We start from the raw sequence: 23274 nt of genomic DNA on the forward strand, positions 1-23274 counted from the left end.
CCCTGCGACAACGCACTTCATGACCGCGACCGCTCTGGCCGGCGGCGCCTGCGCCCCCGACGTCGCACCTGCCTCCGCGGCCGCCCGGCATGCATGCCCTCCCGCAGTGCGATATGCCCGAACATCAGCGCCGCAGCAACGAGCCCCATCGCCACCAGTATTTCGAATCCCCGATCACCAAAGAGCAGGCGGATCGATATCTCCAGTGAGCACAGCCTGCCGCAGCGCAGGCCCTGCTCGTTGAAGCCATAGATGAGCACCAGTACACCCATCAGCCCGCACAACGCCATCAGGGCCAGGCTTGCGATGAAGATGAAAGGTCGATGGATACGCATGCGCTCGTCGTGGTCTTCTACGGTGATGTCCAGCGCGACGTTGCGAGCACGCGATCGGAAGCATCCAGCTCCGCCGACCAGGCTTCAGTATCCAGGCCCAGCCGGTTCTCATACCACCATCGCTGCACACAGCGGCCACTGCATCCGCTGCTGGCATATCGGGTAAAGAGAACACCGGCGTGCTCCACCACGTCAGGCGGCCCCAGCGCCCGGAGTACCTCGGCCCTGTTCGCCCTGACCGGGACCGAAGCAAGCGCATGGGAATGCCACGCTGAGATCGCCGAGCAACCGGCAACGTACGCCACGAATAGGCCGGCAAGCCCCCACATCAGTGCCCTCATTGACAGATCCCCTCCTGCGCCGCGCGCCCGCGCATCATCCGCGCAGACCTTCTTCAACGTCAAACCTCGACAAGCGGGCCTGTTGCAGCGCCCGGCATCCGTGCTAGCGTGCGCCGTCAAACTCTCCATGGGGTGCAGGATGCGCAATGGAATGGAACGGAATCTGGTGATCGCCTGCATGGCCCTCGCTGTTGCCCCAGCGGCCGCAACAGCGACCGCAATGCCGGGCGATCGTGGGCAGGATTTCGTGCAGACGCAGGCGATCGCAGTGCGCTGCCAGAAGACTCTACCCGGCCTGAAACTGCAGTTGCAGGAGGGCCGTCAGCACTGGCTGTCGACACTCGACGCCGCACAACTGCAGGCCGCCGAGGCCTATGCCAGCAGCAAGGAAGGCAAGACTCTGGGAAAGAGTGTGGAGCGGGATGCCTCCCGCGCCTTCGGTCGCAATCCCCTGTCCGCCGCAGCGACCTGCGTTGGCCTGCTCGCCGAGTACGGCCCGGCCCACCCGCTGCCTGCCGGCACAGCAATGCCGGCCGACCGGGTGCAGCACTACATGCTGCACTTCGCGCCGATGGTGCTGGCCCGGCTGCAGTGCGCGCGCCTGGAGGGCATCGACGTGGCAGCCCAGCCCGATGGCTCGGAAACCTGGCAGTACCGGGCCTGTGGCCGGACCGAATCCGTTCGCATGGCCCCGCTCGGGCAGAGCTGGTCGATGAGCGATGCGGACCGCAATCGCCTGTTCGACGCGCTGACCCGATAGGTCGGACGGCATTCCACGGGGCCGCAAGGACGATGTTTCCACCCACCATCTGGACCAGGATGCGATCCATCCTTCCATTGACCGTCTGCACGGCGCTCAGCGCCTGCGGCCTGGTGATGGACAGTTCGTTCGACACCCAGCAGCAGGCCATCGACGCCGACATGGTGAACAAGGGATGGATTCCCGGCTGGGTGCCCCACGAGGCGACCGACCTGCGCGAGGTGCACGACCTGGACTCAAACACCAGCGCGCTGGCCTTCACCAAGCCCCCTGCGATACCACTGCAGCTGCCTGCGGATTGCCAGGCAACCACATTCAACAACAGCGATCCTGTTGCGTTCGATCGATACTGGTGGCCTGGCAACGCGACGCTCAGCGCGTCGTACCGCGTCTTTCACTGCGCGCCCGAATCCGGAAAATCGGTTTTCGTGGCGGTGAGCAGAAACGAAGACCGCGTACTTTTCTGGCGGACATACGCGCGCTGATGCGCTTGCGCAGCCATTCTTCCCACCAGGATTCATCGATGTCCATCACGCATGCACGTTTCGCCACCGTTGCCCTCTGCCTTTGCGCCTGCCTGCCGGCCTACGCCACGCAGAACGCCCCCGCCGACGTCAAGGCCATCGAACAGGTGGTCGAATCGTTCCGCACCTCGCTGATCAACAAGGACAAGCCGACTTACATGGGCCTGTTCTTCTCGGACAAGGCGGAAGACATTGGCTGGCAGTACGTCTCCGAGGATGTGCGCCTGCAGGACATCCGCAAGGCCAAGCCCGATGCGATCAAGGCGCGGCGGATTCCCGCCAACAACTTCATCGCACTGATCGACGGGGCGGTGGCCTCGCCGAAACCGAAGGAGGAGACATTCTCCAACACGAAGATCGAGACGGATGGCGATGTGGCCTCGGTATCGTTTGACTACAGCTTCCACGACGATGGAGTGAAGACCAACTGGGGCAAGGAAATGTGGCAGCTGATCCGCACCGAACAGGGCTGGAAGATCTTCTCGGTGATCTATTCGATCCGCGATTCACGCAGCCCGGCCGAATGAGTGATCTGTCAGACTGGTACCCACCGTCCGTCCATGCCAGCCAGACCCCGATGACCCGGATTGCCGACCTCAACGCCGACCAGCTCGCCCACCACGCGCTCAACATCTTCATCGCCCAGGGCCGCCATGTGGACGGCGCCCGCGTGATCTACCGGGCGTTGCAATTGGACCCGCATCATCCCGGTGCGCTGCGCTGCCTGAGCGATTTCCTGGCCCACGAGGGCACCGAGCCCTTCGCGGCAGTCACGCTGGAACACGCCCTGTCCGGTGCCGTTCCACTGGATGACGATGCGCGCCGGATGCTGGATGACCTGCGTTTCCTCGACATCTGGTCCTGGGGGTTTTCGCGGCACGTCTCCGGCGAAGCCAACCTCAGCGGCGAAGCCTTCCAGCAGCGCGACGACTTTGTCTTCGATGGCCCGGCCTATGCGGCCTTCCTCAATACGGTCACCGAGCCGGCCGGTTCGTTGCAGGGCGCCTTCCAGGCGGCCGTCCGCATCTGTGGGCTGATGTCCGGCCTGCTGCGTCATGCGGAGAAGGACAATCCGGCGTTCGATGACGTGCTGCGATCCTCCGACTTCGTCGAGACAGAGGCGTACCCGGCATGGCTGGCCTCGTCGACCGATGAGCTGGACGCCCTCGACCAGGCCATCCAGGCACAGCGCCAGGGCGGCTGAAGGAAAATCCAACGGGCGTCCGACGCTTTCCCGACGCCCACCTGCACATCCTGTTGTGAGGTCAATTCATGGCAGGGCCGGCATGCAGCCACCTCACCCCAGGGACAGCGGCAAGTACCCGCACGGCAAGACCGGGCTTCGCCGTATCTTCCATACGCTGATCCATTCGCGCGATGGCTTCATCGCCACCTTCCGTGGCGAAGCCGCCTTCCGGCAGCTGTTGCTGCTGCATGCACTGCTGATCGCCACCGCGTTCCTGCTGGACATCAGCAGGGTCGAACGCGCCGTGGTGCTGGCGGTCTGCTTCATCAGCCTGCTGGTGGAACTGCTCAACTCGGCCATCGAAGCGGTGGTCGACCGCATCTCGCTTGACCACCACCCACTGTCCAAGAACGCCAAGGACATGGGCAGCGCCGCACAGACCACCGCGCTGCTGATGGTCGGCACGGTGTGGGGCGTGATCCTGCTGGGCTAGCTCACGCCCGACCCGCCGGGCAGGGCCCGGCGCTACCTCGTGTTGATGCGTTACTGCGTGGCCAGGGCGAAATCCAGGCCCGCGCACACCGCCGCAACCTGGGCGTCGTTGCATTCCTGCGGGTTGGTGCGCGGGCTGTCCGGGTAGACCTCGGTGGTGGTGGCAAAGCGCGCGTCGGTGAAGCCGGCGCAGGCGCCGATCGAGCGCGATTCGCCCCAGACCACGCCCGGCGACTGCAGCGGCAGGCCGACCAGATTGCCCTCGGCGTCGGCCGGGGCGATATGGGTGACCGGGGCCACGGCGGTGATCAGTGCCTTCTGGAATTCGGCCTGCGGATCTTCGCTGTTGCCGATCACGTAGAAGCCATCCGGAATGGTGTCGCGCTCGAACGGTTTGCCGTCGCGCGCGCAGCGGGCCGGATCGAACTCCTGCAGGTCGCTGTCGGTGGTCTCGTGCAGGTCCAGGTGCACCAGCAGGTTCGGCTTGCGCTCGGCCACCCAGCGCATCAGCGCGGCAGCTTCCTCGATCTGGCCGCCGTCACGGAAGCTGCGGTTCGGGTCGATGGCATCCGGGTTCCAGCGCTGGATGCGCTCGTAGCCCCACGGGCTGACGCACGGCGCCACGATCAGGTTCAACCGGCCCAGGTAACGCTCGGCCTGCTGTTCCAGGAACTGCAGGGCGCCATGCACGCCGCTGGTCTCATAGCCATGCACGCCGCCGGTGACCAGAGCGGTCGGCAGCGCCGGGTTCCAGTTGTGGTTGACCACCGCGAACAGCGGGTAGTGGTCCGGCGCGTAGTCCAGCTGGCCGTACTGGATCACATCGAAGCTGTCGTCCAGGCGCTCGAGCGCGGCCACCACGTCGTCGTGGTAGCTGCGCTGGCGCTGCTGGCGGGCCCGCCACTGTGCGCGTTCCGCGTCGCCCCAGGGCTGTCCGGGGGTGCCGATCGGGTAGAACTGCGCAACAGTCATTGGGTACTCCAAGGGTCGAACGGATGGGTGCAGCCGGACATTCTAAGCCCTGTCGCGCCTGCGGGTGCCCTCCCCCGGCCCCGCCTTCATCCAGGCCGGGTCATCTGGTTGTAAAATCAACGGTTTTTGGCCCCTCACCCCTTGATGGCGAACGCAGCGCAGCCGGTCCTGGGTGGACCGGAGTTCCTCCGCCTGCTCGCCCGTCTCAGCGACGGCGCGATGCCGGCCACCAGTCCCGCCCTGACCGATCGCCTCGGCCAGTGGGTGGACTGGAGCCGTGCCGTGGCCCTGTCCGGGGCGCTCGGCGGACGCCTGCCCGAGCCCGGTGAAGCCACTGAAGCGGTCCAGGATGTGCTGGCCGACTGCGCCCAGGCGCACGCCAGCCTGCTGGCCTCGATCCGCGAGGATGCCGAGGCCGAGCGCCTGCTGGACCTGGCCGAAGCCGCCGCTGCACCCAACTTTGCCTCACTGCGCCAGCGCTATCGGGTGCTGCAGCAGGCCATCCAGACCGCCACCGGGCGCCTGCGCGGCCGCCTGCGCGACCAACTGGTGCAGGTTTCGCCGGAGCTGGCGCGGCTGGCCGAGGTCGATGCGGTGATGGAGCAGACCCTCACCCCGCGCGAGCACAGCCTGCTGGCCACCGCGCCGGCAGTGCTCGGCGCCCGTTTTGAACGCGTGCACGGCCAGCCCGGCTGGCGCGCGGCCTTCCGCCATGACATGCGCACGCTGCTGCTCGCCGAGCTGCAGCTGCGCTTCCACCCGATCGAAGGGCTGCAAGACGCCCTGCGCTCCCACTGACCGGAACACCATGTCCAGAACTGCTTTCCATGTCGTTGTTTTCCTTGTCGGCCTGCTGGCCGTGTGCTGGATCGGCATTGGCTACGTTTCGGTGCATCCGCTGGGTGCAGCGGTCGCGGCGATCATCGCGGCCTGCTACATCGCCGGTGGCGTGGAGCTGTACCGCTACCGCCAGGCCAGCAACGGCCTGCGCACCGCACTGAACGATCTGTCCAGCGCGAAAGAGAGCCTTGCCCCCTGGCTGGAACGCGTGCCGGTGGGCCTGCGCAACGCCGTGCGCCTGCGCGTGGAAGGCGAGCGCACTGCCCTGCCCGCACCGGTGCTGACCCCGTACCTGGTTGGCCTGCTGGTGCTGCTGGGCATGCTCGGCACCCTGCTGGGCATGATGGACACGCTGCGCGGCACCGGCCTGGCCCTGCAGAGCGCGACCGACATGGCCGCCATCCGCGGCTCGCTGGCCTCACCGGTACAGGGCCTGGCGGTGGCATTCGGCACCTCGATCGCCGGCGTGGCCAGCTCGGCCATGCTCGGCCTGCTGGCAGCGCTGCTGCGTCGCGACCGCCTGCAGGCCGTGCAGCAGCTGGACCGCGCCATTGCCGGCGACCTGCACCCGTACTCGCAGGCCTGGCAGCGCGCCGAATCGCTGCGCCTGCTGCAGGCACAGTCCGCCGCGCTGCCGGCGCTGGTCGACCGCCTGCAGGCGATGACCAGCACCTTCGAACAGCACAGTGCGGCCGCCAATGAGCGCCTGCTGACCGGCCAGGCCGAGTTCCTGACCCAGAGCCAGGCCCTGCAGGAACGCCTGGCCGTCTCGCTGCAGCAGTCGCTGCGCGAAGGGGCTGAAGCCAGCGCCGCCGCCATCGGTGGCGCGCTGCAGCCGATGGCCGAGACCACGCTGGCCGGCTTGGCCCACCATGGTGAGGCGCTGCATGCTCGTGTCGAGCAGGCGGTGCAGCAGCAGTTGTCTGGCCTGAGCGACGGTTTCGAGCGCAGCCGCGTCGCCACCGAAGCCAGCTGGGCCAAGGTGGTGATCGAGCAGACCCAGGCACAACAGGCGCTGGTGAGTGATCTGCGTCAGCACCTGCAGGCCTTCAGCGATGGCCAGGCCACGCATGCCGAAGCGCTGGTCACACGTATCGGCGAGCGCCTGCAGGCCGATGCACAGGGCAATGCGGAGGCCTTGCGTGCCGCCGCCGAACAGCAGCAGGCCCTGAACAGCGCGCTGGTCGAGCGCCAGCAGCAGGCGCTGCTCGCAGCCGGCCAGCAGCTGGACGAGCACGCGCAGGCCTTGCTGCAGGCACTGGAGCAGCGCCACAGCGCCAGCCAGTCGCTGCTGCAGGACCACGAACAACAACGCTCGCAGCAGTGGCAGGCCGCGCAGGCCGCCGCCGCCACCGCGCACGCCGAACTGCAGGCCAGCCTGGACAGCCGCGAGCAGCAGCGCCAGGCGCGCTGGGACGCGGTCAGCGCCGAACTGCAGCAGGCCCACGCCACGCTGCAGGCGCAGCTGCAGGCCGGCGATGAACAGCGCCTGCAGCGCTGGAGCGATGCCTTGCAACACGTTTCCACCGACCTGGCCGAGCGCCTGCAGGCCAACGGCGAACGCCTGGCCGCGCAGCAGCGGCAGGTCTGCGACACGCTGGCCGAGACCGCACAGCAGATCGGCGAGAACGGTCGCGCGCAGGCCAGCGCCACGCTGGCCGAAGTGTCCACCCTGCTGCAGACCGCGGCGGCGGCACCGAAAGCTGCTGCCGACGTCATCAACGAGCTGCGCAGCACGCTCTCTGAAAGCCTGGTGCGTGACAACGCGATGCTGGAAGAACGCGGACGCCTGCTGGCCACCGTGCAGACCCTGCTCGATGCGATCAACCATGCCTCGCACGAGCAGCGCACCGCCGTGGACGCGCTGGTCGGCGGTTCGGCCGAGCTGCTGGAACGCGTCGGCAACCGCTTCACCGACCATATCGCCGCCGAGACCGGCAAGCTGGATGGCATTGCGGCAGCGCTCAACGGCAGCGCCGGTGAAGTCGGCCAGCTGGCCGGCACCTTCGGCGAGGCGGTCGCGCAGTTCGGCAGCGCCTCCACCGAGCTGTCCGGCCGCCTGGAACAGATTGGCGGTGCTCTGGATGCCTCGCTGGCCCGCAGCGATGAGCAGCTGGCCTATTACGTGGCGCAGGCGCGCGAGGTGGTCGACCTCAGCCTGCTGTCGCAGAAGCAGGTGATGGAAGAACTGCAGCAGTTGGCCACGCGCCGCGGCAAGGCCGGTAGCGCATGAGCGACGAGCTGGAGGTCGACGGCGGCTCACACGCCCCGATCTGGGCCGCCTTTGGCGACCTGATGTCGGTGCTGCTGGGTGCGTTCGTGCTGATACTCGTCGGTGTTGTCGCCGTGCAGCTGGAGCTGTCGCAGCGGCTGGACCAGGAAGTGAAGCAGCGCCAGGCCGAAGCCAAGCGCCTGCAGACCCTGGAGCAGGCACTGGCCGGCCCGCTGGCCGCCGGTCGCGTGACGCTGGTGGATGGCCGCATCGGCATCAGCGGCAGTGTGCTGTTCGCGCTGAACTCCGATCAGCTGCAGCCGGAAGGCCAGGAGCTGCTGCGCAGCCTGGCCGCGCCGCTGGCCGCCTACCTGGGCAGCCGCGAAGAGATCCTGATGGTCAGCGGCTTCACCGATGACGCGCCGGTGCGCGAAGGCAACCGTCGCTTTGCCGACAACTGGGAGCTGTCCGCACAGCGATCGCTGACCGTGACCCGCACCCTGATCGCCGATGGCATACCGGCCGACGCGGTGTTCGCCGCCGCGTTCGGCAGCGAGCAGCCGGTCAGCTCCAATGCCAGCGAAGACGGCCGCGCGCGCAATCGTCGCGTGGAGATCGCGCCGATTGCCAAGCCCAAGGCCCCGGATGCCAAGTAAGCCGCCCGCACTGGAAGGCCTGCGCGCACTGGTGCGCGACCTCGATGCGGGGTCGCGCTCGCTGCCGCATTACCCGCAGGTGCCCATGCTGCAGCAGGTACAGCGCGAGTGGTCGGAGCTGCGCAGCGAGCTGCAGGTGCGCCGTTCGCTGCGCACCGAAGCCCCGGCCGACGGCGGCCCGTTGAACTCGGCGGTGCTGGTGCAGCGCATGCTGGACACGATGCAGGCGACCAGCCCCGGTTACCTGCGCCACTTCATCGACTACGTGGACACCCTGTCCTGGCTGCAGGCACTGCAGGATGGCGCCGCCAGCGGCGGGGATGCCGCGAAACCGAAGCGCACGCGCAAGCCGCGCAACGCGGGTTGATCGCGCATTGACGCCGACCTCGTTCGGCGCCCCTGGATACGACAATCCTGTTCCGCGCGCCTGGTAGATGCCAACCTTGGTTGGCGCTCCACCAACGACGCCGCGCATGCCAACCAAGGTTGGCATCTACCAATGCATGCGTCGGCATGCCACGCGTGTAGCGGTGTCACCAGACAGTCATCTGTCTAGCGCACCATTTTCACGTTGACCCACGGCGCCTGCAGCGCCCGCGGTCGCATCGATTGCCTCCCTTTTCGAACTCCATGAGCTCCGCGCCCGTGCGGTGGCTCGTGCCTGCCTGAGTGTCCGTAACATGACGAAGACTTTGTTGGCCGCTGCGCTGTCGATCGCGCTCGCTCCCGCGGCCTGGGCGCAGGATGCTGCCCCGACCTCCAGCACGCCCTCCGCCACCAACCTCGATGCGGTCTCTGTGATCGGCAGCGGCGAAGCGCGCCAGGTGCAGCGCATCACCCGCGAGAACCTCGATATCCTGCCGCCGGGTACCAGCCTGCAGAAGACCCTGAACCTGCTGCCGGGCGTCAACGCCCAGTCGGCCGATGCGCTGGGCACCAACGAGCAGTCGATGACGCTCAGCCTGCGCGGCTTCAACTCCACTCGCCTCGGCTACACGCTGGACGGTGTGCCGCTGGGCGATGGTGCGTACAACAACTACAACGGCCTGACCATCAACCGTGCGCTGATCAGCGAGAACATGGCCGGCGCCGAGCTGGCGGTGGGTATCGGCAGCCTCGGCACGCCGTCCACCAGCAACCTCGGCGGCACCATCTCGTATACCTCCGACCGCCCGGCCCAGGAACTCGGCGGCCGCGTGGTGCAGACCTTCGGCAGCGATGCCAACCGCCGTACCTTCGTGCGCGTGGACAGCGGCGAGTACAACGGTTTCTCCGGCTACGTCTCCGGCATGAATGCCGTCTCCGATCTGTGGAACGACCAGACCGCCTACAACACGTCCACCACCAAGCAGTTCAATGCCAAGGGCGTGTGGAACTTCGGCCGCGGCCAGATCACCGGCTTCATCGATACCTCGCGGACCACGCAGGCTGACTACTTCTACCTGTCCAAGGACGAGATGTCGCGCGGCCTCGGCTGGGACTGGGGCGGCTACGCGCCGGACTGGAACAAGGCCGTGGCCAAGGCCTACTGCAATACCGCCAGCCTCAATGCGAAGAAGTGCGACAACAGCGGCCCGGACAAGGACGCCGATGGTGCCTTCACCGCCGGGCAGATCCTGCGTGACGACAACCTGTACTACCTGGCTGGCGATTTCTTCCTGGCCGATGGCTTCAGCCTGCGCGCCCTGGCCTACCACCACGATGACCGCGGCGAAGGCCACAACTGGAACAGCGGCGCCTGGTCGAACAAGGGCACGGCGCAGGAGATCCCGATCATCTTTCGCAACACCATCTACACCATCGACCGCGATGGCGGCACGCTGTCGTTCGACTGGGAACTGGGCGCACATCGCATCGAAGGCGGCGTCTGGTACGAGCGCAACACCAGCAGTGCCGAGCGCTACCAGACCGCCGTGGATGGGCCGCGTGACCTGAGCGGCATGAACACCCTGCCCTCCGATGTCGGCGTGTTCGCCCAGCGCACGCGCTGGAAGACCCATCAGTTCTTCCTGAAGGACACCTGGCGCCTGCTCGATGAACGCCTGACCCTGGAGTTTGGTGCCAAGAGCCCGCATGCCACCTCCGATGCACAAGCACTGCCGGGCGACGCGAAGACGCCGATCTCGCCGGCCTCGAACAACCAGTTCGCCACCGGTTCGTTGAAGGCCAGCAAGAACTTCCTGCCCAGCGTCGGCGCCAACTTCCGCCTGGCCGAGCACCACGAGATCTTCGCCAGCTACGCCGAGAACATCGCCATGTTCCAGGGCGGCTTCAAGCTGGGCCCGCAGGCGGTCAGCCAAGCCACCTGGAATGCGCAGGGCAACCTGAAGCCGGAGGAATCGCGCTCGCTCGAAGCCGGCTACCGCTTCGTCACCGATACCCTGCAGGCGTCGATCGCGGCCTACAACGTGCGCTTCGACAACCGCCTGCTGCAGTACAACCCCTGCGATTCGCGGCAGCCGGTCGGCCCGACCTGCGGCAACCGCTTCTACAACGTCGGCGGCGTCGACAGCCGCGGTGCCGAGCTGACCGTACTGTGGACCCCGAACGAGCACTTCAGCTGGTACACCTCGGCCTCGCTGAACCGTTCGACCTACGCCTCCAACTACGTGCAGGCCGGTGTCGAGCAGCAGATCAAGGGCAAGATCCAGACCGATACGCCCAAGCAGCTGCTGGCCACGGAGATCACCTGGCGCGACAACGGCTGGTTCGCCAGCCTGCGTGGCAAGTACACCGGCGAACGTTTCTACACCTACACCAACGACCAGGGCTTCGGCGGCTTCACCGTGTTCGATCTGGCCGGTGGCTATGACTTCGGCCAGATCGGCTTCGCCAAGGGCATGCGCCTGTCGTTCAACGTGACCAACCTGACCAACAAGCGCTACGCCAGCAACCTGGATTCGAGCGTGTTCGCGCCCAGCGACCCGGCCGGCAAGCTGTACGTGTTCCATGCCTCGGCACCGCGCCAGGTGTTCGGTACGATCGACCTTCGCTTCTGATTGACCGACCGGAGTCCACTGATGCTCACGACCGCCCTGCTGCTGGCCACCCTCTCTGCCAGCGGATACTCCGCTCCGCATGAGGCGACGGGCGCACCGCCGCGCACCCTGCAGTTGGGCGGTCGCACCTATGTGGACAAAGGCCTGGTCGCCGCCGGGCGGCTGCCGGCGGGCACGGTGGACTTCCTGGGCGACACGCTGGGCTCGTTCTCGTCGCTGGCGGTACACCCCGGCACCTGGAAGCGCACCGCCAACGGCTACGAAGGCGTGCTGTGGACCCTGCCCGACCGCGGCCGCAACGATCCAGAGGCCGGCCTGTTCTACGACTACACCGGCCGCGTGGAGCGCATGCAGCTGCGCATCGACCTTTCCCCGGGCAAGCCCGAGCTTGGCACGCTGACGATGGTGCCCGACAAGGGCGTGGTACTGATGGATTTCAACGGGCAGCCGTTCACCGGTGCCGACCCGGGTGACCACACGGTCACCCAGCGCCAGGTGGTGCTGCCCTCGCCCGCCTGCGGCGCCGGTGCGGGCAAGGTCTCGCTGGATGCTGAGTCACTGCAGTTCACCGCAGATGGCCACTTCTATATCGGCGACGAGTACACCGCCAACGTCTACTACTTCGATGCGCAGGGCCAGTTGCAGGGTGTGATCGTGGCGCCGCCCGCGATCCGTCCGCAGCGTGAGGGCACGCCGGCGTTCGGTTCGCTGGCGCCACCGCAGACCGGCCGACGCAACAACCAGGGCGTGGAAGGCATGGGCCTGTCACCCGACGGCACCCGCCTGTTCGTCGCCCTGCAGAGTGCAACGCTGCAGGACAGTGCGCAGGGCAACGCGGCGGGCCGCATCAACACCCGCGTACTGGTCTACGACGTGACGGCCTCGCCGACGCCACAGCAGCCGATCGGCCATTACGTGATGGCCCTGCCCGCCTACGCGCACGACGGCAAGGGCAAGCTGGACCGCACCGCCGCGCAGAGCGAGCTGCGCGCGCTGGACGACCATCGCTTCCTGCTGCTGGCCCGCGACGGCAACGGGCTGGGCAAGGACGGCGATGATCCGATCGTCTACAAGTCGGTGCTGCTGGTGGATCTGGCCGATGCCAGCAACCTGGCAGGAAGCAACTATGAGTCCGGTACGGCCTCGGTGCTGGCCGACCCGGCGGGCACCGTGTTGAAGGACGGCATCGTGCCCGCACGCAGCGACGAACTGCTGAACCTGCTCGACCGCCCGCAGCTGGCCCGTGCCGGGCTTGATCTGGACACCAAGCGCGGCCCGCATGCCGGACTGCTCTCGGAAAAGTGGGAAGCCATGGACGTGCTGCCAGCGCTGGACCCCCAGCATCCGAACGACGTACTGCTGCTGATCGGCAACGACAACGACTTCATCGCCCGCCACTGCCGCATGCAGGGCCAGGCCTGCGACAGTCCGTACGACAACGACAACCGCGTGCTGGTGTACCGCCTGACGCTGCCCTGACTGCAACGGGTATTGCCGGCCGCTGGCCGGCATCACGCCCAGACCGACCACGCATGCGGGTACTCGCCAATCTGCCCAGCAAGACCGGCGCGTACCGGATTTCCCAGGATGTACAGCGCTTGCCGCGCCAGCGACTCCTCGGCCCTCACTGCGTGATCGAAGTAGCCAGGCTGCCACACCCCGCACGCCCTAGGCTGACTGCAACAGGTAGTGCCGGCCGCTGGCCGGCAACCACCATGTTCGAAGGCTTGGTAGTGCCGGCCGCTGGCCGGCATCACGCCCAGACCGACCACGCATGCGGGTACTCGCCAATCTGCCCAGCAATACCGGCGCGTACCGGATTCCCCAGGATGTACAGCGCTTGTCGCGCCAGCGACTCCTCGGCCCTCACTGCGTGATCGAAGTAGCCAGGCTGCCACACCGTACTTCGACGACCCGCCAGGCGATTAAGGGCGAGCGCGCTCGACGACTTCATCCGGCGTGCGATGTCTGAAAGGTGAGCTGCACGCAGCTCGAACATCCAGTGGACGTGATCTGGCATGACGACCCATGCGTGTGACTGTACGAGCCCGCGCTGTTCGATGTAATGGAACTGGTCGATTACACATGCTGCTGCAGCTTCGCTTTCAAAGAGTCGGCAGCGCTGATGCGTCGTGGTTGTCAGAACGTAGACCTGGCCGATGATCGAGTGACGGCCCAGGCGGAGGCGATGGCTGCTCATGCCCCATGGTGGGTCGATCATGGGGTGTTGAACGTCAGGCCTCGCCTCGACGGGTGTTGGGAGATGTCTGAAGTTGGCTGAGGTTGCCGGCCAGCGGCCGGCACTACCGTTGCCGGGTAGCCACCGTCGGGGCTCAGCCGCGCAGGGTGGCGCCGCCGTCGACGTACAGGTCACTCATCGCCACATGTCCGGCCTGTTCGGAGAGCAGGAACATCACCGAGTGCGCGATGTCCTCGGGGGCGGCCAGCTTGCGCAGCGGAATGCCGGCCTTGTAAGTCTCCAGGTTGCCGGCGATCACCCGCTCGGCACCCCGTTCGTCCTGCCACATGCCGGTCTGCATCGGGGTCAGCGTCGATCCCGGGGCGACGATGTTGCAGCGGATGCCCAGCGGCGCCAGCTCCAGCCCGAGGCAGCGGGTGAACATCGTGGCGGCGGCCTTGGATGCCGCATAGGCGGCCATGCCATGCCGCGGCACGCCGGCCGCATTCGAGCTGACGGTAACGATCGCGCCCTGCCGGCGCGGCGACATCACCCGCGCCAGTGCACGACCGACATGGAACACGCCATCGGCATTGACTGCAAACACCCGGCGCCAGTCGTCATCGCCGGTCTCGGTGACACCGCCCACATGCAGTACCCCGGCCACGCTGGCGGCCAGCGCGATTGGCCCGATGCTGGATTCGACCTGATCCACCAAGGCGTCCACCGCGGCGCTGTCGGTCACGTCGAGCGCGAACGACCTGACCCGCGTATCGGCCACGTGTGGCGCCTCACGATCGGTCGCCACCACCGTGCAGCCGGCCTCGGCCAACAGCCGTACCAGCGCCTCACCGATGCCGCCGGATGCACCGGTCACCAACGCCACGCGGCCCTCGAAACCGGTCAACTGCATGTTGCGATCTCCTGCTGCTCATCCCATTGGTGCAACCGCGCCGACAACCACGGCGCCAGCTGCGCCACCGCATCGCGCCCGGTCAGTTCTGCGTGCATGAACGGCAATTCCATCGCCTGCACCTTGCGCGCATGCGTCCGCCACAGCGCCGACTGCAGCTGTGGTCGCGCCTGGTGATCACGCCCCGCACGCACGTGGATCAGCGTGCCATCGAATGGCTGGTGGATATGTTCGCGGATCAGTCGATTGGTGCCGGTCACGGCGCGCACCACCCCATCCAGCACGACGTCCGGCAGGCTACCCAGCGCGCTGCCGCCACGACGCAGGAACGCAAGAATGCGTTCCCGGCTGTCCAGTTCCGGATGCGCATCTGGGTCATGACCGGCAATCGCCAGCAGTGCCCGCAATGCGGCGATGGGATCGGGTTCCGGCTCGGCCCGCCAGCACTCGCTGGGATAGGCGTCCAGCAGCACCAGTTCGCCGACTTCGCGGCCGATCTCATGCAGGCGCACCGCCATCGCCTGGGCGAGGATGCCACCTACCGACCAGCCCAGTAGATGCACCGCCCCCTTCGGTTGCAATGCGACCACGCGCTGTACGTAGTCGTTGGCCATCGCCTCGATGCTGCTCGGCAGCGGCTGCCGCGCGTCCAGTGCGGGCGACTGCAGGCCATACACCGGGCGTGCCGGCTGCAGTGCCCGGGCCAGGGTGCGGTAGTTCCAGGCGATGCCACCGGCCGGGTGCAGCGCGAACAGTGGCGTAGGCCCGGCAGCGTCGGTCGCGGCCAGCGCGATCACCGGCCCCAGTGCGTGATCGGCCAGCGCGGGCGGCTCGGTAATACGAACCGCCAGCGCGGCCACGGTGGGCTGCGCAAACAAGGCACCCAGACCCAGATCGCAGCGCCAGCGCTGCTCGATCGCCAGCAGCAGGTGCACCGCCGACAGCGAGTCACCGCCGAGACTGAAGAAGTCCGCATCCACCGCCACTGGCACCTCACGCCCGAGTGCCTGGGCGAACAGCACCGCCAGCTCCTGTTCCAACGGCGTGCGCGGTGCCAGTCCAGCGACCTCATGCTGTGGTGGTTTCGGCAACGCGTTGCGGTCGAGCTTGCCGTTGGCGGTCACCGGCCAGTGGTCCACGCCGACGAATGCCGAGGGCACCATGTAGTCCGGCACGCGCGTGGCCAGGTGGCTGCGCAGCATCACGACATCGGCAAGCGCGGTCGGCACATACGCCACCAGACGCGCTTCGCCGGGAGCATCCTGGCGCAACAGCACTTCCACCCGTTCCATGCCGGGCAGTTCGCGCAGTGCTGCCTCGATCTCACCCAACTCGATGCGCAGACCGCGCAACTTCACCTGATGGTCGCTGCGGCCCAGGTACTCCACCGCACCATCGCGGCGCCAGCGCGCCACGTCGCCGGTGCGGTAGATGCGCTCGCCCGGCAGGAAAGGATCCGCAAGAAAGCGCTCCGCAGTGAGATCATCGCGACCGAGATAGCCGCGTGCCAGCTGCACCCCGCCCAGGTACAGGTCACCCGCCACACCCACCGGCACCGGCTGCATCCGGGCGTCCAGTACGTACAGGCGGGTATTCCAGACCGGGAACCCGATCGGCACCGGCCGCGAATGATCCTGCGCCGACGCCGGCCAGTAGCTGACATCCACTGCGGCCTCGGTCGGGCCATACAGGTTGTGCAGTTCTGCGTGCATGCGCCCATGGAAGCGGTCGCGCAACGCGGCGTCCAGCGCCTCGCCACTGGTGAATACCCGGCGCAGCTGCAGCCCTGCCGAGGCCGGCGCAGCGAGGAAGGCATCGAGCATCGACGGCACGAAATGCGCCGTGGTGATGCCATGCCCACGGATCAAACGCGCCAGTTCAGTGGGATCGCGGTGCGCGTCGGGCCCGGCGACCACCAGCGTGGCCCCGCACAGCAGTGGCAGGAAGAATTCCCAGACCGAGACATCGAAGGTCGCCGGGGTCTTCTGCAGCACACGGTCATCGGCGCGGATGCCGTAGTGCTCGCGCATCCACAGCAGGCGGTTGACGATGGCGCGATGTTCGATGACCACGCCTTTCGGCTCGCCGGTCGAACCGGAGGTATAGATCACATAGGCCGCATCGCTGGGTGCAGGATCGGCCCACGGCGCCGCGAAGCTCAGCGCGGTCCACTGCTCGGGCGCGAGCACCGGCACACCAGCCATGCGCGCCGAAACCTCCGTCGCAGCCAGTACGCAGACCGGCTGCGCCGAGGCGAGGATACGTGCCAGCCGCTCGTCAGGATGGGCAAGGTCCAGCGGAAGGTAGGCGGCTCCGGCACGCAGCACCGCCAGCAGCGCGATCACCAGCTCCAGCGAGCGCGGCAATGCCACCGCCACCACGCTGCCCGGGCCGACATCCATTGCCCGCAGCTGTGCCGCCAGCGCGAAACTGCGCGCTTCCAGCGTTGCGTAATCCAGCGTAGTGTCGCCGAACACCAGCGCCGGCGCGTGCGGATCCCGATCCATGCCCTGCTGCAGCAGCTCGACCAGGGTCGTCTCCGGCAGCGCGTGCGCGGTGGCATTGAATTCCTGCAGCACCTGCTGCGCCTCCTCGGGCGTCGCCAGGGGCACGGCTGCGATATCGTCAGCCTGCAGCGCCGCCGACACGAAATGCAACAGCCGCGCCGCGTGCGCCTCGACATCCTCACGACTGTACAGCGCGGGATTGGCCTCGATCTCCAGATCCAGCAGCGCCTGGCCATCGCCACGGAAACCCAGCGTCAGGTCATCCACCGGCCCGGTGCACAGCACCTGCAGCGCCGCTTGCACGCCGGGCAGGGCCAGCGGCTTGTAGAACGGCTGCACATTCACCAGCGGACCATGCAGCCGCTGCTGCGTGCCGACCAGACCGAGATCACGACGCAGCTGCTCTCCGCGGTAGCGGCCGTGCTTGCGACCCTGGCTGAGCTGCCGGCCCAGCCCACGGGTAAAGGCCTCGACGCTGCCCTCGCCAGCCGCCACGCGCAGCGGCAACACATTCATCACCATCGCCGGCACCCGCGCCGACGCATTGCCGAGCCGCCCCATGTAAGGCACGCCCAGCACCACTTCATCGGCCGCGCTCATCCGTCGCAGATACTCGGCGGCGAGCGCGGCCAGTACATCCGGCCACGGCTGCAGCCAACGTACCGATGCCTGCAGCAACTGCTCACGGAATGCCACATCGAGCGGCTGCACCCAGCGCAGCGCGTCGTCACTGGCCGCGAGCGTGCCGGCCAGGCCCACGCCTGCCGGTGCGCCCTGCATGTGCTCACGCCACCACTGCCCGGCCTGCGCGCGGCGCGGATCGGCACGATAAGCGGCATCATCGGCCAGCACGCCCGCCAGCTCCGGCAGGGACTCACCGGTACGACCGGCATACACCGCGCACACGCGATCAGTGAACAGCGCCATGCCGTATCCATCGGCCGCCAGATGATGCACGCGCAGGTACCAGACCCAACGCTGTCCGCCCAGATCGAACAACACCTGCTGGCTGATCCGGTCGCGGGTCGGATCGACCGCGCTGAGCCGGTCGGCCTGCATCAGGCTGCGGGCCGCAGCGGCGGGATCCGCCTCGGCGGAAACATCACGCACCGAAAGCCGCGGCACGTGCGCCGGGTCATGCCACTGCAACGGCTGGCCGTCGGGCCCCTCGGCAAAGCGCAGTGCGAAGGCCTGGGCTTCGACCGCTGCCTGGTCTGCTGCGGCGACGAACGCGGCCACATCCAGCGGACCGTCGATCCACACTGCATGTGCGGTATTGAACGACGGATTGCCCGGTGCCAGCCGCTGTGCGAACCACAGTCCGGCCTGGGCCTCGGTCAGTGCCACCGGCGTGGCCAGCGCGGCGGTGTTCATGCGTTCTGCGCGGCCTGCAGCGTCTGCACCACACCCCACCACTGGCGCAGCGTGGTGTGTTCGGCCAGCTGCGAGAACTCCAGCGGCAGGCCGGTGTTGCCCCAGGCCAGGACCAGGCCGAGCATGCGCATCGAATCCAGGTCCAGATCGATCAGGTTGTCGTCGTCACCGATCTCGGCCGGCGTACATTCCAGAACGCGCGCCACGTCGGCACGCATCCGCTCCAGATCCAGCATCTCACCCGTGGCAGCCATCACAGCACCTCCAGCAGCTGATCGGTGGTCATCGGCACACCGGAGGTGCGCGCGATCCAGTGCAGCGCCTGATCGTGGTCGGCGCGCGAGAAATCCGCCACCGCATCGGCGGCGATGAACGCCTCGATATCACGCTGGAACGCCTCGACCACGGTCGCGGTGCAGCCGATATGGGCGTAAACGCCGGTCACCAGCAACTGGTCGCGCCCACGCACCCGCATCAGCGTTTCCAGGTTGCTGCGCTGGAATGCGCTGTAGCGATGCTTCACCAGCACGTGCTCGCCCGGCTGCGGTGCCAGTGCCTCGATGATCGGTTCATGGTCGGCGCTGCGGCGCATGCCCGGCCCCCACAGGTCGGCCTGAAGGCCACGGTCGCGACGGTCCTGGTCACCGTGCTGGGCGGTGTAGAACACCGGAATGCCGTGCGCGCGGCAGTGCGCCAGCAGGCGCACGATATTGTCCACTGCCGGCCGCAGCGGTGCGCTGCCTGCATCGAAGGCAGCCAGAAAGTAGCGCTGCATGTCGTGTACCAGCAGCGCAACGCGATCACGCTTCGGGCGCCACGGGCCGCGCGCCTGTGGCAGCTCTGCGGCAGTCGGCAAGGGGTAATCGGTGATACGGGGCAGCGCCATCAGCGCGTTCCTCCTGTCTGTTGCAGATGACGCGCACGCAGTTGCGCGCGCAGTTCGCGGCGGCTGATCTTGCCGACCGCAGTGGTATCGAAACTGTCGACGAACACGACCTGGTCGGGCACCTTGAACGCCGCCAGGCCGCGCCCGCGCATCCAGGACTTCAGAGCCGGTGCCTTGAACGGCTCGCCCTGCGCGATCACGAACGCACAGCTGCGCTCGCCCAGATACTCATCGGGAATGGAGACCACGGCGGCATCAAACACGCCGGGGTGCGCCAGCAGATGGTCTTCGATCTCTTCGGCGGAGATCTTCTCGCCCGCACGGTTGATGTGGTCACCGGCGCGGCCCTGCACCACCAGGTAGCCTCCGGGCAGCTGCTGCACACGGTCGCCGGTGCGATAGAAGCCGTCGTCGGTGAACGAGCGCGCATTGGCCACCGCGTCGTTGTGGTAGCCACGGATGGTGTATGGGCCACGGGTGAGCAGATGCCCCACCTCGCCTTCGGCCACCGGCTGGTCATTGTCATCGACCACGCGCACCTCGTCGTCCGGACTGATCGGCCGGCCCTGGCAGGCCACGATCAGTTCCTCCGGATCATCCAGCCGCGTGTAGTTGACCAGGCCTTCGGCCATGCCGAACACCTGCTGCAGCGTGCAGCCCAGGCCGTCGATCACCCGTCGTGCCGCTTCCGGCACCAGTTTGGCACCGCCCACCTGCAGTACCTGGAGGCTGGACAAGTCATGCTTGCTGGTGGCGGCCGCCTGCGCCCAAAGCAGCGCCAGCGGCGGCACCAGTCCGCAGCAGGTCACCTTCTCGCGGGCGATCAGCGGGAAGGCCGCATCCGGACCGGGGCCAGGGCTGAGCACCACGCGGGCGCCGGCATACAGTGCGCCGAAGAAGCCCGGCGAACTCATCGGGAAATTGTGCGCGGCCGGCAGGGCGACCAGATAGACGCTGTCGCGGTCGATGCCGCAGAGGTCATTGCTCGCGCGGAACGAGTAGATGTAGTCGTCGTGGGTACGTGGAATCAGCTTGGACAGCCCGGTGCTGCCTCCGGAAATCTGCAGGAACGCCACCGACTGCGGGTCCGGATCGGCCGGCAACTGGCTGCGATCGCCCTGCAGTGCCTCCAGCGCGACGAACTCCACCGCATCGCCGTCGATCACCACATGGCGAACCGCCGGCACCTCGGCCTGCAGCGCCCGTGCCAGCCCGCGATGATCGAAGCCATCGTGCAGTGCGGTGGTGATGTAGGCACTGGCTTCGGCCTTGCTGGCGAAGTGCACCAGCTCGGTGATGCGGTGCGCCGGCAACGCGTACACCGGCACCAGCCCGGCGCGGAACAGTCCACAGACCGTGCTGATGAAGCCTGCCGTGTTGCCCAGCTGCACCAGCACCCGCTCTCCGGGCTGCAGGCCGAGCGCCAGCAGGCCGGCACCGATCCGCCCGGCCTCGTGCCACAGCTGCGCATAGCTCAGGCGCACGTCGCCGGCAACCACTGCGATGTCATCGGCGAATCGTTCCGCCCGTTCGCGCAGGAACGCCGGGAAGGTCTCGCCACGCCAATGACCGGCCTCGCGATAGCGCGCCATCAGCGCGTCGGGCCACACCTGCTGCAGTGGCAGGCGGGAGGAATCAGCGGAAGCACTCATGCGGCAGGCTCGATGGCGGGCGGAGAGTCATGGACACCCAGCGCGTTCAACAGGGCAGCAAACTTCGCTGCGGTTTCGGCCACCTCGGCCTCGGGGTGCGACTCGGCGACGATGCCGGCACCCGCATACAGGCGCAGCTGCGTGCCCTGCAGGCGCGCGCAGCGGATCGCCACGTACCAGTCGCCGTCACCCTGCGCGTCCAACCAACCCACGGCGCCGGCATAGAAGCCACGCGGGACCGGTTCCAGCTCGCGGATGCGCTGCAATGCCGCCAGCATCGGTGTCCCGCATACGGCCGGCGTGGGATGCAGCTGCGCCAGCAACGCGGCGGCAGAGGTCTGCGGATCCTTCAGCGTGGCGTGGATGCGGGTGCCCAGATGCCACATGCTGGCGGTGGCATGCAGCACCGGACGCGGCTGTGCATCGACGTGGCTGCAGTACGGCGCCAGGCCCTCGACGATGGCCTCGACCACGTGGCGGTGCTCGTCATGATCCTTGTTCGAGGCCAGCAGCGCCTGCGCGGCGCGCTCGTCCTCGGCGGCATCGGCACTGCGCCGTGCGGAACCCGCCAGGGGATGCGACAGCAGCTCGGCGCCGCGCTTGCGCAGCAGCAGTTCCGGCGTCGCCCCCACCAGCCAGGCCGGCGCCTGGCCCAGTTCCACCGGCAGCGGAACCGCATAGGTCGCCACCGAAGGATCCGCGCCCAGGCGGGCCAGCAGCACCTCCGGGGAAAGTGACTGCCGCGTGCGTGCCAGCAGGCTGCGCGCCAGCACCACCTTCTGAAGGTCCAGTTCGGGCGCGCGCAACGCCTGCACCGCCGCAGCCACCGACGCCGCGTACGTCTCCGGTGCGGGCTCGGCCTGCAGGGCACCCTCCAGCGCTGGCGCGGCCTGTGGCTGCAACGGCAGGGCCGGCAGCAGGCGCTCGGGCTGGTACAACGCGTCGTCGGCACGCGGTTCGAATGGCACTGCGCCAACCAGCAGGCCCGGCCCACCGCGCTGCTGCGCGAAGAAGGCCGCAACGCGCTCTGCCAACGTCGCCAGCGCACCGGCCGGCAACGCGGCGCGGCAGCCACGTGCGTGCACGTGCTGGCCGGCATGCTGCAGCAGGAACAGCGACGCGTCGTCGGTGCTGTCCAATGGCACTGCCGCAGCCTCCGGCCACGCGCCCTGCATCAGGGAATCGTTCATGGGGTCTCCTTCATCCGATGCGCTGCGGTCAGCGCGCACAGCAACAGCAGCAGTGCGCCGACCAGCAGGTATGGCAGGCTCGGCCCGCCGCGATACAACAGCGTGCCGAGCATCGGCCCGGCCACCATGCCCAGTCCCTGCGCAGCAGCGACGGTACCGGCGGCGGCGCCCTGCTCGTGCGCCTCCACCGCGTCGGCAGCCAGTGCCTGGAACGAAGGGAATACGAAGCCCATGCCGAATGCAGCCAGCGCGTAGGCCGCAGGCAGTTGCCAGGCCTGCTGCACGCCCGCCACCGAGGCAAAGCCGATGCCGGAAATGAGCGCGCCAAGAATGATCCAACGGCGCGGGTGTACCTCCAGCTTCATCACCAGCGCCTGCGCCAGGATCAGGCCGACACCGACCGCGGTCAGGGCGATGCCTGCCATGCGTGCACCGGCAGCGGCACCCAGGCCCAGGCGATCAATCGCGAAGAAGCCGACCGTGACCTGCGCGATGGTCACCGAGACCATCGCGATGAACGCCGCCAACTGCGGCAGGCGCAACCGCGAGTCGAGGCGGCTCATCGGCGCGCGGCGCTGCGCGGATGCGCCCACCACCGGCGGCGTCGCCGGCAGCCGCCAGGCCAGCAATGCCAGTGCCAGCAACGGCAGCAGCGCGGCCACGTACAGCGCCAGCGACAGGTTCGTGTAGGCCAGCCAGCCCGCGGCGGCCGGGCCGAGCACCATGCCCAGGGCGTTGGCGCTGCCTAGGCGGGCGAGGAACTTCGCACGTTGGCCGGTCGGCGCCTTGTCGGCGATCAGCGCAGCTGCGGTAGGAGGCACGGCGGCGTAGAACAGGCCGATCAGGCCACGCGCACCGACCAGCACCAGTACTGATACCAGTACCGGTGGCACTGCCTGCAGGGCAACGTCGATGAACACCGCCAGCGCGATGTAGACCACGGTGTAGGCACTCATCGCCAGCATCAGCACGCGCTTGCGGCCGATGCGGTCGCTGAGCTGGCCCCAGGGGCGCGCGGCCAGCATCCACAACACGCCTGCGGCGGTGACTGACAGCCCGGCATGCCACTCGGACAAACCGAGCATGCGGACCACCGGGCCGATCACGGCGACGAAGGACATCATCGCCATGGTGCCGATCAGGGCAGCCAACACCAGCGCCGGCAAGCCGGGAACGACGGGACGTGCATGCATGAAACACCAGCCGTAGCAGGAAAGGATTGGCCGGACGCACCTGCGCGCCCACCCGGCGCCGAC

General features: G+C 67.8%; 21 protein-coding genes and 1 pseudogene. 11 read left to right on the top strand and 11 right to left on the bottom strand.

All coding sequences use genetic code 11. The features are described 5' to 3' along the window. Positions 1-17: 17 nt before the first annotated feature. Positions 18-335, bottom strand: coding sequence for a hypothetical protein (locus EGM71_RS11625; protein ID WP_188485052.1), 318 nt, complete (start codon positions 333-335; stop codon positions 18-20). A 492-nt stretch (positions 336-827) separates the two neighbouring features. On the opposite strand from EGM71_RS11625, the gene EGM71_RS11630 reads away from it, so the two are divergent. The 5 genes from EGM71_RS11630 (at position 828) to EGM71_RS11650 (ending at position 3639) form a co-directional block, all read left to right on the top strand. Beyond that, a complete protein-coding gene (locus EGM71_RS11630) occupies positions 828-1436 on the top strand; it encodes a hypothetical protein (RefSeq protein ID WP_188485053.1) in 609 nt (202 codons plus the stop codon). A 59-nt stretch (positions 1437-1495) separates the two neighbouring features. Further along, entirely contained in the window at positions 1496-1921 is a 426-nt protein-coding gene (locus EGM71_RS11635; protein WP_188485054.1) for a hypothetical protein, read from the top strand. A 38-nt stretch (positions 1922-1959) separates the two neighbouring features. Then, positions 1960-2487: a nuclear transport factor 2 family protein gene (locus tag EGM71_RS11640; RefSeq protein ID WP_188485055.1), complete on the top strand. Its 528-nt coding sequence runs from the start codon at positions 1960-1962 to the stop codon at positions 2485-2487. Then, positions 2484-3164, top strand: a complete 681-nt coding sequence (locus EGM71_RS11645) for a hypothetical protein (protein ID WP_223224453.1) — start codon at positions 2484-2486, stop codon at positions 3162-3164. Before EGM71_RS11640 ends, EGM71_RS11645 begins: the two co-directional genes overlap by 4 nt. Before the next feature lie 82 nt (positions 3165-3246). Continuing rightward, positions 3247-3639: a diacylglycerol kinase gene (locus tag EGM71_RS11650; RefSeq protein ID WP_171954415.1), complete on the top strand. Its 393-nt coding sequence runs from the start codon at positions 3247-3249 to the stop codon at positions 3637-3639. A 50-nt stretch (positions 3640-3689) separates the two neighbouring features. Here the strand turns inward: EGM71_RS11650 and EGM71_RS11655 are convergent, their stop codons facing one another. Continuing rightward, positions 3690-4610, bottom strand: coding sequence for a M14 family metallopeptidase (locus EGM71_RS11655; RefSeq protein ID WP_188485056.1), 921 nt, complete (start codon positions 4608-4610; stop codon positions 3690-3692). A gap of 144 nt (positions 4611-4754) precedes the next feature. Here EGM71_RS11655 and EGM71_RS11660 point away from each other — a divergent pair, with 144 nt between their 5' ends. The 6 genes from EGM71_RS11660 (at position 4755) to EGM71_RS11685 (ending at position 12796) form a co-directional block, all read left to right on the top strand. Beyond that, positions 4755-5408: a DUF3348 family protein gene (locus tag EGM71_RS11660; RefSeq protein ID WP_188485057.1), complete on the top strand. Its 654-nt coding sequence runs from the start codon at positions 4755-4757 to the stop codon at positions 5406-5408. Between the two features lie 10 nt (positions 5409-5418). Continuing rightward, on the top strand, positions 5419-7683 hold the full coding sequence (locus tag EGM71_RS11665; RefSeq protein WP_188485058.1) for a DUF802 domain-containing protein: 2265 nt from the start codon (positions 5419-5421) through the stop codon (positions 7681-7683). Continuing rightward, positions 7680-8318 (top strand): OmpA family protein, encoded by a 639-nt coding sequence (locus tag EGM71_RS11670; RefSeq protein ID WP_188485059.1) that lies wholly within the window; start codon positions 7680-7682, stop codon positions 8316-8318. The genes EGM71_RS11665 and EGM71_RS11670 overlap by 4 nt, the downstream gene beginning before the upstream one ends. Further along, positions 8308-8685 carry a DUF2894 domain-containing protein gene (locus EGM71_RS11675; protein WP_188485060.1) on the top strand — a complete coding sequence of 126 codons (378 nt, stop codon included), beginning with the start codon at positions 8308-8310 and terminating at the stop codon, positions 8683-8685. Before EGM71_RS11670 ends, EGM71_RS11675 begins: the two co-directional genes overlap by 11 nt. 313 nt (positions 8686-8998) lie before the next feature. Beyond that, positions 8999-11317, top strand: coding sequence for a TonB-dependent receptor (locus tag EGM71_RS11680; protein ID WP_188485061.1), 2319 nt, complete (start codon positions 8999-9001; stop codon positions 11315-11317). Between the two features lie 21 nt (positions 11318-11338). Then, positions 11339-12796, top strand: a complete 1458-nt coding sequence (locus EGM71_RS11685) for an esterase-like activity of phytase family protein (RefSeq protein WP_188485062.1) — start codon at positions 11339-11341, stop codon at positions 12794-12796. A 32-nt stretch (positions 12797-12828) separates the two neighbouring features. Here the strand turns inward: EGM71_RS11685 and EGM71_RS20835 are convergent. The 9 genes and pseudogenes from EGM71_RS20835 to EGM71_RS11725 all read right to left on the bottom strand — a co-directional run. Then, a pseudogene (locus tag EGM71_RS20835) lies at positions 12829-12975 on the bottom strand (REP-associated tyrosine transposase); the annotation flags it as partial. Between the two features lie 95 nt (positions 12976-13070). Then, positions 13071-13517, bottom strand: a complete 447-nt coding sequence (locus EGM71_RS11690; protein WP_188485063.1) for an REP-associated tyrosine transposase — start codon at positions 13515-13517, stop codon at positions 13071-13073. A gap of 133 nt (positions 13518-13650) precedes the next feature. Then, positions 13651-14409, bottom strand: a complete 759-nt coding sequence (locus EGM71_RS11695; protein WP_188485064.1) for a 2,3-dihydro-2,3-dihydroxybenzoate dehydrogenase — start codon at positions 14407-14409, stop codon at positions 13651-13653. Beyond that, the gene (locus tag EGM71_RS11700; protein WP_188485065.1) at positions 14400-18290 is read right to left on the bottom strand and encodes an enterobactin synthase subunit F; all 3891 of its coding nucleotides are present in this window, start codon (positions 18288-18290) and stop codon (positions 14400-14402) included. The genes EGM71_RS11695 and EGM71_RS11700 overlap by 10 nt, the downstream gene beginning before the upstream one ends. Further along, entirely contained in the window at positions 18287-18544 is a 258-nt protein-coding gene (locus tag EGM71_RS11705; protein WP_119006391.1) for a phosphopantetheine-binding protein, read from the bottom strand. Before EGM71_RS11705 ends, EGM71_RS11700 begins: the two co-directional genes overlap by 4 nt. Then, positions 18544-19176 (bottom strand): isochorismatase family protein, encoded by a 633-nt coding sequence (locus EGM71_RS11710; RefSeq protein WP_188485066.1) that lies wholly within the window; start codon positions 19174-19176, stop codon positions 18544-18546. The genes EGM71_RS11705 and EGM71_RS11710 overlap by 1 nt, the downstream gene beginning before the upstream one ends. Next, the gene (locus EGM71_RS11715) at positions 19176-20828 is read right to left on the bottom strand and encodes a (2,3-dihydroxybenzoyl)adenylate synthase (RefSeq protein WP_188485067.1); all 1653 of its coding nucleotides are present in this window, start codon (positions 20826-20828) and stop codon (positions 19176-19178) included. The genes EGM71_RS11710 and EGM71_RS11715 overlap by 1 nt, the downstream gene beginning before the upstream one ends. Beyond that, positions 20825-22018 carry an isochorismate synthase gene (locus EGM71_RS11720; protein ID WP_188485068.1) on the bottom strand — a complete coding sequence of 398 codons (1194 nt, stop codon included), beginning with the start codon at positions 22016-22018 and terminating at the stop codon, positions 20825-20827. The genes EGM71_RS11715 and EGM71_RS11720 overlap by 4 nt, the downstream gene beginning before the upstream one ends. Next, positions 22015-23211 (bottom strand): MFS transporter, encoded by a 1197-nt coding sequence (locus tag EGM71_RS11725; RefSeq protein WP_188485069.1) that lies wholly within the window; start codon positions 23209-23211, stop codon positions 22015-22017. The genes EGM71_RS11720 and EGM71_RS11725 overlap by 4 nt, the downstream gene beginning before the upstream one ends. Positions 23212-23274: the final 63 nt, after the last annotated feature.

The organism is Stenotrophomonas maltophilia, from assembly GCF_006970445.1.
GTDB lineage: Bacteria > Pseudomonadota > Gammaproteobacteria > Xanthomonadales > Xanthomonadaceae > Stenotrophomonas > Stenotrophomonas maltophilia_AU.